At 70.7% G+C, this 12,149-nt stretch carries 10 protein-coding genes; 2 read left to right on the forward strand and 8 right to left on the reverse strand.

All coding sequences use genetic code 11. The annotated features are described in order from the left end of the window. Positions 1–249 precede the first annotated feature (249 nt). Positions 250–3,735 carry a serine/threonine-protein kinase gene (locus tag LBW94_RS32155; RefSeq protein WP_225062055.1) on the forward strand — a complete coding sequence of 1,162 codons (3,486 nt, stop codon included), beginning with the start codon at positions 250–252 and terminating at the stop codon, positions 3,733–3,735. Positions 3,736–3,861: 126 nt separating this feature from the next. On the opposite strand, the gene speB is transcribed toward LBW94_RS32155, so the two are convergent. The 8 genes from speB to LBW94_RS32195 are packed head-to-tail and all read right to left on the reverse strand — an operon-like array spanning position 3,862 to position 10,974. Further along, positions 3,862–4,800 (reverse strand): agmatinase, encoded by a 939-nt coding sequence (gene speB, locus LBW94_RS32160; RefSeq protein WP_225062044.1) that lies wholly within the window; start codon positions 4,798–4,800, stop codon positions 3,862–3,864. Between the two features lie 34 nt (positions 4,801–4,834). After that, positions 4,835–5,581 carry a class II aldolase/adducin family protein gene (locus tag LBW94_RS32165; RefSeq protein ID WP_225062043.1) on the reverse strand — a complete coding sequence of 249 codons (747 nt, stop codon included), beginning with the start codon at positions 5,579–5,581 and terminating at the stop codon, positions 4,835–4,837. Next, the gene (locus tag LBW94_RS32170) at positions 5,578–6,762 is read right to left on the reverse strand and encodes an aromatic ring-hydroxylating oxygenase subunit alpha (RefSeq protein ID WP_225062042.1); all 1,185 of its coding nucleotides are present in this window, start codon (positions 6,760–6,762) and stop codon (positions 5,578–5,580) included. Before LBW94_RS32170 ends, LBW94_RS32165 begins: the two co-directional genes overlap by 4 nt. Beyond that, entirely contained in the window at positions 6,759–7,643 is an 885-nt protein-coding gene (locus LBW94_RS32175; protein WP_225062041.1) for a sugar phosphate isomerase/epimerase family protein, read from the reverse strand. Before LBW94_RS32175 ends, LBW94_RS32170 begins: the two co-directional genes overlap by 4 nt. Further along, positions 7,640–8,593: a C-terminal binding protein gene (locus tag LBW94_RS32180; RefSeq protein WP_225062040.1), complete on the reverse strand. Its 954-nt coding sequence runs from the start codon at positions 8,591–8,593 to the stop codon at positions 7,640–7,642. The genes LBW94_RS32175 and LBW94_RS32180 overlap by 4 nt, the downstream gene beginning before the upstream one ends. Before the next feature lie 12 nt (positions 8,594–8,605). Further along, positions 8,606–9,418: an amino acid ABC transporter ATP-binding protein gene (locus LBW94_RS32185; RefSeq protein ID WP_225062039.1), complete on the reverse strand. Its 813-nt coding sequence runs from the start codon at positions 9,416–9,418 to the stop codon at positions 8,606–8,608. Continuing rightward, a complete protein-coding gene (locus tag LBW94_RS32190) occupies positions 9,415–10,137 on the reverse strand; it encodes an amino acid ABC transporter permease (RefSeq protein ID WP_225062038.1) in 723 nt (240 codons plus the stop codon). Before LBW94_RS32190 ends, LBW94_RS32185 begins: the two co-directional genes overlap by 4 nt. A 3-nt stretch (positions 10,138–10,140) precedes the next feature. Further along, complete coding sequence (locus LBW94_RS32195) at positions 10,141–10,974, reverse strand: transporter substrate-binding domain-containing protein (RefSeq protein ID WP_225062037.1); 834 nt, start codon at positions 10,972–10,974, stop codon at positions 10,141–10,143. A gap of 250 nt (positions 10,975–11,224) precedes the next feature. Between LBW94_RS32195 and LBW94_RS32200 the strand changes: the two genes are divergently transcribed. Continuing rightward, positions 11,225–12,133, forward strand: coding sequence for an Lrp/AsnC family transcriptional regulator (locus tag LBW94_RS32200; RefSeq protein WP_225062036.1), 909 nt, complete (start codon positions 11,225–11,227; stop codon positions 12,131–12,133). Positions 12,134–12,149: the final 16 nt, after the last annotated feature.

Below are 12,149 nucleotides of genomic sequence, written 5' to 3' on the forward strand. Positions count from 1 at the left end.
ACACCAACACGCCAGCCAACGCACCGGGCGCCGACGGATCGGAATCGCGTTCATACCTCTATAGGAACCTTTTCTGACTGTGGAATTCTCGAGGAATGGATAGTAACCGCCTGTCAACCCGTAGCGACAGTCGGAAAGCCTCGATCCGAAGGACACACGGGCGCGACACACCCGGAAAACCGTGGGGCCCATGATCGTCGCGACCGGAATATCCTTGAAGTACTGGTCGAAGGTTGCATCGAGGTGGTCGTGACACACAGCGATCCGCTCTCCACGGAACGTGACCTGATCACGGGGGTCACGGCCGAGCTGCGTGCTGCCGGATTCACGGCGGCGGTCGAGATCGGCAGCGGCGGTTTCGGCGTCGTGTTCCGGTGTCACCAGCCCACGCTCGGCCGTACGGTCGCGGTCAAACTCCTCACCGCCGCACTGGAGCCGGACAACCTCGAGCGATTCGTGCGCGAACAGTTGGCGATGGGCAAGCTGTCCGGTCATCCCAACATCGTCAGCGCCTTCGAGGTCGGCACCAGCGCCTCCGGGCGGCCCTTCCTCGTCATGCCGTACCACCCGCGCGGATCGCTGGAGGCGCACATCCAGGAACTCGGCCCGGTCGGCTGGGCGGAGGCGGTGCACATCGGCGTGAAGATCGCCGGGGCGCTGGAAACCGCGCATCGGGGCGGCACCCTGCACCGGGATGTGAAGCCGGGCAACATCCTGCTCGACGACTACGGGGAGCCGCAGCTGGCGGACTTCGGCATCGCGCGGCTGGCAGGCGGTTTCGTGACCACCGCGGGCACGGTCACCGGGTCGCCGGCGTTCACCGCGCCGGAGGTGCTGCAAGGGCAGCCGCCGGATGCCACCGCGGATGTGTACGGCCTGGCCGCGACGCTGTTCTGTGCCGCCACCGGACACGCGGTCTTCGAGCGGCGCAGCGGGGAGCAGCTGGTGGCCCAGTTCCTGCGCATCACCCGGATGCCGGTGCCGGATCTGGCCGAATTCGGCCTGCCGCCGGATCTGACCGAGGCCATCGAGCGGGCGATGTCGCGGGACAAGTCCGATCGGCCGGCCACCGCTGCCGAATTCGGCGGCCAGCTGCGCGATATCCAGCTGCGCCACGGTCTCCCGCCGGATGAACTGCCGATCCCGCTGCCGGACTCCGACGCCGAAGCGGCCGCTGTGGCAGCGGGCCGCGCCCGCATCCGGACCCCGCGCGGGCGCACCCCCGCCACCGCCACGGTGGCCGTCCGGACCGGTGCGCGGACCGCGCGCACCCCGCCGGTGCCGGCCACCCGGTTCCGGCCCCCGCCGGCGCCGCAGGCGCTGGTGTCGCGGGATCGGCTGATCGAGGTGCTGTGGGCGGGCCGCGGCCGCCGGCTGGCGGTGCTGCACGGCCCCACCGGATTCGGCAAGAGCACGCTGGCCGCGCAGTGGTTCGAACTGCTCGCCGCCCAGGGCACCGCGGTGGCCTGGCTGACCGTCGACCGCGACGACGACAACGTCATCTGGTTCCTGTCGCATCTGATCGAGGCGATCCACACCGTGCGGCCGGCGCTGGCGCGGGAACTGGGCCAGTTGCTCGAGGAGCACGGCGACGAGGCCGAGCGGTACGTGCTCACCTCGCTGATCAACGACATCGACGCCCGCGGTGAGCAACTGGTGGTGGTGATCGACGACTGGCATCGGGTCACCGACCCGGCCACCACCGGCGCGCTGCGCTTCCTGATCGAGAGCGGCGGTCCCGCACTGCATCTGGTGGTGACCAGCCGCAGCCGCGCCGGACTGCCGATGAGCGCCACCCGGGCGCGCGACGAACTGGTCGAGATCGGGGTCGCCGCACTGCGATTCGATCCGGAGGAGGCCCGGACCTTCCTGACCGGGCTGGACGGCCCGGAGCTGGATCCCGAGGACGTCGACGAACTGACCACCGCCACCGAGGGCTGGATCGCCGCGCTGCGGCTGGCGGCGCTGGCTCTGCGCGACAGCGACGATCGCGGCGAGCTGATCGGCCATCTCAGCGGCCGCCATCACCTCATCGGGGAATTCCTGGCCGAGAACGTCCTCGACACTCTGGAACCGGAACTGCTGGACTTCCTGGTCGCCACCGCCGTCACCGAACGGCTGTGCGGCGACCTGGCCGCGGCGCTGACCGGCGTCGCCGACGGGCAGGCGGTGCTGGAGCGCATCGAACAGCGAGATCTGTTCCTGCGCAGGCTCGACGACGGCCACTGGTTCCGATACGACCACCTGTTCGCGGAATTCCTGCGGCAGCGGCTGGAACGCGATCGGCCGCAGCGGATCACCGAACTGCACCGGATCGCCTCGCACTGGTTCGCCGGGCAGCGGCTGGTCGGCGAGGCCGTCGATCACGCGCTGCGGGCCGGCGACGAGGCCGGTGCGGTGGCGCTGGTCGAGGCGGACGGCATGTCCCTGCTCGAACACGGCCACGCCGCCAGCCTGCTGGGCCTGGTCGGCAAGTTGCCGATCGCCGCCGTCGACACCCATCCGCCGCTGCAACTGCTGCTGGCCTGGGCCAATACCCTGCTGCACCGCCCCGATCCGGCCGAACGCGCGCTGCGCCGGGCGGAACGGCTGCTGGGCGGCGTCGCCGGCGACACCACACTGCTGCGCGCGCAGGCGGATGTCGTGCACGCCGTGGTGGCGTTGCGCGCGGACCGCCTGTCCGGCATCGACGACAGCCTGGCGCCGTGCTTCGAGCACGCGGACCGGCTACCGCCCTATGTGGTCGGAATCGCCGCCAACATCGCCACCTACGTCGCGGCCTACCGCTACGACCTCGACGAGGCGCATCGCCGGCAGCAGTGGGCGGCCCCCTACATCCGGCGGAACCGGGGCAAGTACAACGAGATTCACGGTTTGTGCGTCCTCGGCGTGGCCGCCGGTCTGCAACTGGACATCCCGGGTGCGGAGAAGTATTTCCGGCGGGCGCTGCGGGTGGCCCGCCAATCCGGCGGCAGCCAGTCGTATCCGGCGCGGCTGGCGGGCGCGCTGCTCGGCGAACTGCTTTACGAGCGTGGCGAACTGGAGGCCGCCGAACGGCTGCTCGACGACGGCTACAAGCTCGGGCCCACCGCCGGCATCGTCGATTTCAAACTGGCCCGCTATGTGGTGGGCGCCCGGATCAAGGCGCTGCGCGGTGACCGGGCCGCGGCCATCGCCCGGCTCACCGAGGGCGCGCGGGTGGCGCACACCATGCAGCTGCCCCGGCTGCGCGCCGAGGTGGAGAACGAGCGGGTGCGCCTGGGCCTGCCGCCGCATCCGGAATTCGGTGCGCTGCCGGTGGTCGGCTACGCCCACCGGCGGGCGCCGGCCGACCCGGTCGACGAATTCACGGTCCTGTACGAGGAATTCACCGCCATCCGGCTGCTGCTGCCCGAGGATCCGCAGACGGCGTGCCGGTGGGCCCGGGACTGGGTGGACCGGCTGGAGGCCGTCGATCGCCCGCGGGAGGTGCTGAAGGCGCGGCGGCTGCTGATCGGCTGCCTGGCCGCGGCCGGTCGCGGCGACGAGGCGAAGGCGCTCGCGGCCCGGGTGGCCGCGCAGTGCGCGGTGTTCGGTTCCGTCCGTTACCTGCTCGACGGCGGCCCGCATGTGGTGGCGACCCTGGCGGCCCTGCGCGCCGATCAGCGGGCCGGTCGGTGGCTGCCCGAATGGCCGCACGTGCCCGAGGATTTCCTCACCGCGCTGATGACAGCGCCGGTGGCACAGATCATCTGAACCGCGGCGGCGCGGATCCCCCAGGGCGCGGTGGCGTGGATCCGTCGGGTCGCGGTGGCGTGGATTCGTAGGGTCGCGGTGGCGTGGATTCGCCGGGTCGCATCGGCGCACAGCCGGATCGGCCGCTCAGTTCCGGGCCGCCATCGCGGAGATCAGCTCGAAACCGACGTGGGCCGCGGCGATGCCGGTGATCTCGGCATGGTCGTAGGCGGGCGCCACCTCGACGATGTCGGCCCCGACCAGATTCACGGCGCGCAGCGCCCGGAGCATGTGCAGCAGTTCGCGACTGGTCAGGCCGCCGGCCTCCGGGGTGCCGGTGCCCGGCGCGTGCGCCGGATCGAGCACGTCGATGTCGACCGACACGTACACCGGGCGGTCCCCGAGCCGGGCCAGCATCCGCTCGACGGCCGTGGCGACACCGTCGATCTCCAGCTGCGGGGCGGTGACGGTGGCGAACCCGAGCCGCCGATCGTCGGCGAGGTCCTGATCGCTGTAGAGCGGGCCGCGGGTGCCGACGTGCAGGCTGGCCTCCCGGTCGATCAGGCCCTCCTCGGAGGCGCGGCGGAACGGGGTGCCGTGGGTGACGGCGGCGCCGAAATAGGTGTCCCAGGTATCGAGATGGGCATCGAAGTGCACCACCGCGACCGGGCCGTGGCGGCGGGCCACCGAGCGCAGCAGCGGCAGCGCGATGGTGTGATCGCCGCCGAGGGTGAGCAGCCGGGCACCGGCCCCGGTGAGATCGTCGGCGGCCCGTTCGATCGCGGTGACCGCTTCGCCGATATCGAAAGGGTTGCACGGGATGTCGCCGGCGTCGGCGACCTGCAACCGCTGGAACGGGCTGACGTCGAGTTCGGGGTTATACGGGCGCAACAGTTTCGACGAGGCCCGGACATGGCCCGGTCCCATCCGCGCGCCGGGCCGGTAGCTGACCCCGGTGTCGAACGGCACCCCGACCACGGCGATATCGGTGGCGGTGACCTCGTCCAGCCGCGGCAGCCGGGCGAAGGTGGCCGGGCCCGCGTAGCGGGGGACCAGGGTGGCGTCGACGGGTCCGATCGGAGGCATCGGCGGATCCTTTCCGGGAGAGGGGAAGTGCGGCTCAGTCGGCGTAGCCGGGGGCGACGCGATCCAGCAGGCGCAGCAGGGCCGCCCAGGCCAGGTCGTAGGCGTCGGTGTCGGCGTAGTCGTCGCCGGGCGCGGCCCCGCCGGTCAATTGGCGCGCGGTGCGCTCGCAGACCTCCGGCGGCGGCACGGTCACCGGACCCGCGGCGGTGGCCGTCACCTGGATCCGGCAGGCCCGCTCGAGATAGAACATGCGCAGAAAGGCCTGCGCTGCCGTACTTCCCACGGTGAGCAGGCCGTGGTGGCGGAGGAGCAGGGCGGGGTGACCGCCGAGATCGGCGACCAGGCGGCGCTGTTCGTCGCGGCCGAGCGCCACGCCCTCGTAGTCGTGGTAGCCGATCCGCTCGTAGAACTCCATCGAGATCTGGTTCAGCGGAAGCAGTCCCGTCGCGCCGGCCGCCACCGCGCACCCGGCCTGGGTGTGGGTGTGCAGCACGCAGTGCGCGTCGGGCCGGGCCGCGTGCACCGCGGAGTGGATGACGAATCCGGCCGGATTCACCGGCTGCCCGCCGTCGCCGATGGGCCGGCCGGCGGCGTCGACCACCACCAGATTCGAGGCGGTGATCTCCTCGAACAGCAGGCCGTACGGGTTGATCAGGAAACGCGGTTCGGCGCCGGGCAGTCGCAGCGAGATGTGGGTGAAGATCAGATCGGTCATCCCGAAATGGGCGACGAGCCGGTACACCGCCGCCAGTTCCCGGCGTAGTCGCGCCTCGGCGCTCACCGGTAACCCGCCCGGTCGGCGACGCGCTGCTGGAACAGCGCGGTGATCTGGTCCCAGGCGGCGACGAGGTTGGTGGCATCGGCGGCGGGGGAGTGCCGCCCGGCCTGCAACCGCCGCAGGATCGGCAGATCCTGCTCGTTGACCGCGAACAGTGCCCGCGCCAATTGGGTTCGGGTGGCGGTGTATTCGGCCGCGGCGGCGGTCCGGTCCACGAACACCGCCATATGTTCGACGGTGCGATCCGGGGCCAGCGGATCGAAGCCGATCACCTGGAACCAGTCGGCCTCCAGGAACAGCAGGGCGTTGGGGAAGACGCAGAAGATGTCCTGCCGCTCGGTGCGATCGGCGGGCACGTCGCCGAGCCACGGCAGCCGCCGCTCGGTCTTGTCGGCCTTGCCGACCGCGCCGCGCGGATAGCTGCCGCCGACGATGTCCGGCCGCAGCACCAGATCGTCGATGTCCAGCGAGGCGGCCACCGGTCCGACCTGGGGGTGGATGAACGGCAGGTGGTAGAAGTCGAGGAAGTTCTCCACCACCAGCTTCCAATTGGCCTCGATGTCGAAGCGGCGCTCCTCGACCAGGTGCAGCCGGTCGAAGTCGATGTGCGACCAGCGATCCAGCAGCGGCCGCAGCTGTGCGGTGAACTCGGCTGCGCAGACTTCCGGATCCGTCTCGGTGGCAGCGAGATTGACGAACACCAGACCCGCCCACACCTGTGCGGCGACCGGCAGCAGCCGCAACCGCTCGCCCAGTTCGGGATCCACGGCGGAGCCCTTGGAACGGCCGTAATACGGTGCCGCGCACAATGTTCCGTCCAACGCGAAGGACCAGCAGTGGTAGGCGCACTGGATCCGCTTGCGCACCACCGTCGGTTCCTCGGTCAGGGTCATCCCGCGATGCCGGCAGGAGTTGTGGAACACCCGGATCCGGTCCTGCTCGTCGCGGACCAGCAGCAGTGGCTGCCCGGCCACGGTGACCGGATGCACCGCGCCCGGGACGGCGAGCCAGTGCGCGTATCCGGCCCACACCCAGCCGGTCGCGAACACGAGATGTTGTTCGGCCTCGAATTCCGGTGTGCCGGTGTAGGCGCGGGCCGGCAGCAGCGACCGCCCCGACGGCGGCTCGGCCAGCGGTCCCGCGGCGATCCGGTTGCCGGTCTGCGGTTGTGCCGCGGTGGTCACGAGATGCCTCCTGGGGTGAGGGCGAGCCGGTCGCGCGCGGCGGCGAAGGCCGCGACGGCGCGGTCGCGCAGGGTGAGGGTGTCGGCCCAGCGGTCGGACAGTTCGCGGCCGTCGCGGCCGGTGATCGCGTACGGGGTGGTGCCGAGTTCGGTGCAGAACAGCACCGGTTCGGGGTCGCTGCCGCGGTGCCGCAGCACGGCGGTGAAGGCACGGATCCACCAGTGCGAGAACTGCTCCTCCCACTCGCGGTGCTGCGGGAAGCCCAGCGGGATCTGCACCTGGCACCGGGTCGCCACACGGCCCTGGACGGATTCGGCGCGGGCCAGCACGACGTTCAGCAGGGCGTCGAGCTCGGGCGGCACCGGCAGCGGGATCTCGCTGCCGCACACGTAGTGCGAGAGGTCGACGGCCAGCCGGATCGACGGATCGAGCACCTCGAGCAGCGCCACCGTGCGGCGCGGATCCTCGGTCAGGGTGTGCCGGTGCGTCTCCAGCTGCATCGCGACCCCGGCGGCGGCGCAGCGCCGCTGCCAGTGCTCCAGAACGGCGGCCACCCGGCGCGGGTCGTCGTCGAAGACGCGGCCGCACACCACCATTCGATCGGCGTCCACCAGATGCGCGTAACGCAGGGCGGTGTCGAGATCCGCGTCGTCGCCGACGAACGCGAACACCGCGGTCCGCAGCGCCCGCCCGCGCAGCTCGGCGGCCAGCCGCGCCGCCTCCGGCCGCAGACGGGCACCCAGATCGACGGCCAGGCCGTCGAATCCGTTGTGCTCCAGCAGATCCAGCTGCTCGTCCAACCGCCACGGGCGGTCGCCGCCGTAGGGCAGATCTTCCATCGCCCACAGCGAGTTGAACAGCTCCAGGCGCGGCCCGCTCACGACCGCACCGCCGGTTCGGCGACCGGCCACAGCGGCCGGCCGGTGCGCCGCCAGTGCACCACGTTGCGCGCCTGCGTCAGCACGTAGTCGCGCGCGCTGGCATCGGACAGGTAGGCGATGTGCGGGGTGAGCAGTACCCGCGGATGTCCGGCCAGCCGATCACCGGCCGGTGGCGGCTCGGTGTCGAGCACGTCCAGCGCGGCGCCGGCCAGATGACCCGAATCCAGCGCGTCGGCAAGGGCTTCCGCGTCGACGAGGCCGCCGCGGGAGACGTTGACCAGCCAGGCCCCCGGCGGCATGGCGGCCAGCCGCCGCGCGTCGATCAGCCCGGCGGTGGCCGCGGTCAGCGGCAGGTGCAGCGACAGCAGATCCGACCGCGCCACCACCTCGTCCAGGGATGTGGCGGTGACTCCGGCCGGAATCGGGCCGTGGCCGTGGCCGAGGATCCGGCGCACCGAGCCGGCGGCGAGCGCGGCGATGCGGGTTCCGGTGCGGCCCAGCCCGATCAGGCCGAGGGTGAGCTCCGACAGCCGGCGCGGTCCGGCCGCGGGCCGCGCGAGCCAGTCGCGGCGGCCGTGCAGCGCGAAGAAGTCGAGCCGGCGGACCAGCGCCAGCGCCAGTGCCCAGGCGTGGGTGGCGACCTCCTCGGTGGCGGCGTCGCCGACCGACGCCACCCAGACGCCACGCGCGGTGGCGGCGGCCATGTCGACGGTGTCGCTGCCCTGGGACAGCAGCGAGACGATCCGCAACCGTGGCAGCCGATCCAGCAGTTGCGCGCCGACCGGCGCGTATCCGGCCAGCAGGGCGGTGGCGCCGGCGGCCGCCGCGGCGATCTCACCGGGATCGCGGGTGGCCAGCACCCGGACCCGGAAGTCGTTGTCCTCCAGCAGGGTCACACCCGGTGACGGATCGAGATCGTCGATGTCGGTGTAGACGGCGAGTTCCGGCATGTCACTCCGCAATCAGTGCACGTGCGCCAGGAAGGCGCGGGTCAGTTCGTGTTCGGGCTGGCCGAAGAACTGCTCCGGCGGCGCCTGCTCGACGATGACACCGGAGTGGAACAACGCCACCTCGTGCGCCACCCGCCGCGCGAAGCGGGTCTCGTGGGTCACCACGATCATCGTCATCCCTTGTGCGGCAAGATCTTCCATCACCACCAGCACCTCGTTGACCAGTTCCGGGTCGAGGGCGGAGGTGGGTTCGTCGAACAGCATCACCGACGGTTCCAGCACCAGCGCGCGAGCGATCGCCACCCGTTGCTGCTGCCCGCCGGACAGTTCGGAGGGATAGTGCCGCATCCGGTCGGCCATGCCGACGCGTTCCAGCATGGCCTGTGCGCGCTGGGCCGCCTCGCCCCGGTCCAGGCCGCGCACGGCGGTCAGGCCCAGGGTGACGTTGTGCAGCACGTCGAGGTGCGCGAACAGGTTGAACCGCTGGAACACCATGCCGATCTCGGCCCGCTGCCGGGCCAGTTGCCGCTCCGGCATCCGGACGGTGGCGCCGTTGCGGCCGGAGGTCACGCCGATCTCCCTGCCGTGCAGCACGATCGAGCCACCGTCGGCGGGCTCCAGCAGCGACATCAGGCGCAGCATGGTGGACTTGCCCGACCCGGACGGGCCGAGCACCGCCTTCACCGCTCCGGTGTCGATGCTGAAGTCGACGCTGTCCAGGACCACGTTCGGCCCGTAGCATTTGCGCAGGCCGACGGTTTGCAGCAGGGGAGTGCCCACGGTTCGCTCTCCGGGAGATGGTGTGCTGGTGACCGATTCGCTCATCGGGCTGCCACCGCCTGGGGTGCGACGGTAGCCCCGGCGGCCCGCGAGACCCAGCGGTATCGGCGCTCGATCAGCGCCTGCACACCCATCAGCGCGCTCACGATCACCAGGTAGTAGACCAGTGCGGCGCTGTAGTACTCGGCGTAGCGGAAGGTCACCGACACTCCGTTCTGAGCGGTGGTCAGCAACTCGCGCAACGAGATCACCGAGGCCAGCGAGGTGTACTTGAGCAGGGCGATGAGTTCGTTGCCGGTCGGCGGCAACGCCACCTTGATCGCCTGCGGCAGTACCACTTTCAGTAGCACCCGATGCGGCGCCAGCCCGATCGCGCGGGCCGCCAGATGCTGGCCCTCGTCGACGGATTCCAGTGCCGAGCGCAGGATCTCGGCCATGTAGGCGGCCTCCACGACCGCGAATCCGAACAGCACGGCCAGGAACGGGGTGAACCAGTGGTCCCGCAACGCCGGGAACAGCTGCGGCCCGGCGTTCCAGATGATCAGCAGCACCAGCAGCGTGGGAATGGCCCGGAAGAACCAGACGTACGCGCTGCCGATCGCGCGCGGGATCGGCCGGGTGGCGATGCGCAGCAACGCCACTCCGAAACCGATCACCGTCGCCAGCGCCATCGAGACGACGGCCAGCGCCAGCGCCAGCCAGGCGCCGTGCAGGAACTCCGCCGACGTCAGCGCGGACCAGAAGATGTCTCGATCGAAGGTCATGGTCTAGCCCTGGGGAATCCGTGCCGGGTCCAGCCCGTACTTGGTCGCCAGCGCACCGAGCGCGCCGTTCTTCGCGAGGGTGCGGACCGCGTCGGCGGTGGGCCCCGACAGCGGGGAGCCCTTACGGGTGTACACCCCGAAATCGGTTTCGGCGGCGAAGACGTTCGGCACCGCGGTCAGCGCCTTGTTCGACTTCGACACCATATCCACCACGGCCACATCGGTTTCGATGAGCGCGTCGGCCTTGCCGTTGGTGACGGCGGCGACGGTCTCGGCCGTCTTCGGATACGCCTGCACCGTGATGCCGGGCTTGCCTGCGGCGGTGAACTTGTCCGAAAGCTTGTGCAGCGTCTGCTCGTTCACGCCGCCGCCCTGCACCGCGACCGTCTTGCCGGACAGATCGTCGGCGGTGGCGATGCGAGTGTCGTTGCTGCGCACCAGAAGTCCGGGCCCGGTGTGCAGGAAGGCGGCGGCGTCGGCCACCTTGGTGCGGTCCGCGCTGATGTACAGCGCCGACCACAGCACGTCGCAACGCTGGGCCTGTAGCGCCGGCATCAGCCCGTCGAAGGCGGTGATCTGCCAGGTCACCTTCAGTTTCCACAGGTCGGCCAGAGCGCGGGCGGCATCGGAGTCGAAGCCGGTCGGATCGGTGGTGTTGCCCTCCGGGAAGTACTCCATCGGCGGGTATTCCGGGTCGGTGCACACCCGCAACTCGCCGTCCTTCAGCAACCCGGCGGGGGCGGCCCCGTGCGCGCTGCTGCCGGAGGATCCGCTACCGCAGCCGGCGGCGAGCAGGGCGATACCCAGTCCGGCTGCCACCAGCCTCAGCTTTTTCATCACGTCGATCTCCTGTTGGTGCGGTGGCGGTAATGCAAAGTTCCCGCGGTGATTCGTCGCTTTCTCGACTGCGCTGAACCATAGAAATTACGATAGGTTTTGTCCAGGCGTAAGAAGTTGCCTGGCAAGGGGTTTCATCGATGAAATGTAAACAGAAGTTCCCTTCGGCGGCGTTCGTATGCTGCAAAGTTGCAGGAGTGCTGCCGATGTGTAAAACCGAGGTGGACCAGATGTCGATTGTTAAGTTCGGATGACCGCGCCGGCTCCCACCGGCATCCACGACCTGGATGCCCGGATCCTCGACCAGCTCCGCCTGGACGGGCGCATCGGCCGCAACGAGCTGTCGGCCAAGCTCGGCGTCTCGCGGCCCACGGTCGCCAAACGACTGAACGCGCTGCTGGAGTCGGGGCACACCCACGTCGTGGGCATCGTGCATCCGGCGACCGTCGGCCTGGAGGCGCTGGCCCACGTCTCGATCAGCGTGGAACAGCCGGTGCGGCAGGTCGCCGCGCGGGTGGCCACGCTGCCCGAGGTGCCGTACGTCTCGCTGATCAGCGGGCGGTATCCGCTGATCGCCGAGATCCGCACGCACGCCGCGACGGATCTGGCCGCGGTGCTGGATCGGCTGCGCAGTATCGACGGCGTCCGCGACACCAACACGCTGTACTACTCCGATCTGATGATCGATGCCGGTCAGCCGCAGAAGGTCGCCGCGGCCGGGCTGGACGCGCTGGACATGCGGCTACTGGCCCAGTTGCAGGAGGACGGCCGCGCCTCTTACGCGGTGCTGGCCGCCGCGGCCGGCACCACGGCCGGCACCGCCCGCATGCGGGTGATGCGCCTGATCGACGAGGGCATCGTGCGGATCAGCGCGCTGTCCACGCCCGGTCAGGGCGATGCGGAGGTGGCCGTGGGCTTCGGCGTGCGGGCCAGCGGCCGGGTGTCGGGGCTGTCACCGCTGATCGCCGAACTGCCCGGCGTCCGGTTCCTCGCCGCCACCATCGGCCGGTTCGATCTGCTCGGCACGATCTACGCGCCGCGGCTGGACGAGGTGGTCGCGGCGCTGGATCGGCTGCGCGCGCTGCGGCCGGTGCTGGAGGTCGACAACTGGGTCCATCTGGACCTTATGAAAGAGCACTACGGCGCCCCGATGCGCTGACCCCCGGGGATGCGCG

Origin of the sequence: Nocardia sp. alder85J (assembly GCF_020176955.2) — a bacterium.
GTDB lineage: Bacteria > Actinomycetota > Actinomycetes > Mycobacteriales > Mycobacteriaceae > Nocardia.

Excerpts from the sequence above, each read along its gene's own strand:
- LBW94_RS32195 (WP_225062037.1), bottom strand. The coding sequence starts at position 10,974 with ATGAAAAAGCTGAGGCTGGTGGCAGCCGGACTGGGTATCGCCCTGCTC.
- LBW94_RS32185 (WP_225062039.1), bottom strand. The coding sequence starts at position 9,418 with ATGAGCGAATCGGTCACCAGCACACCATCTCCCGGAGAGCGAACCGTG.
- LBW94_RS32180 (WP_225062040.1), bottom strand. The coding sequence starts at position 8,593 with ATGCCGGAACTCGCCGTCTACACCGACATCGACGATCTCGATCCGTCA.
- LBW94_RS32190 (WP_225062038.1), bottom strand. The coding sequence starts at position 10,137 with ATGACCTTCGATCGAGACATCTTCTGGTCCGCGCTGACGTCGGCGGAG.
- speB (WP_225062044.1), bottom strand. The coding sequence starts at position 4,800 with ATGCCTCCGATCGGACCCGTCGACGCCACCCTGGTCCCCCGCTACGCG.
- LBW94_RS32200 (WP_225062036.1), top strand. The coding sequence starts at position 11,225 with ATGACCGCGCCGGCTCCCACCGGCATCCACGACCTGGATGCCCGGATC.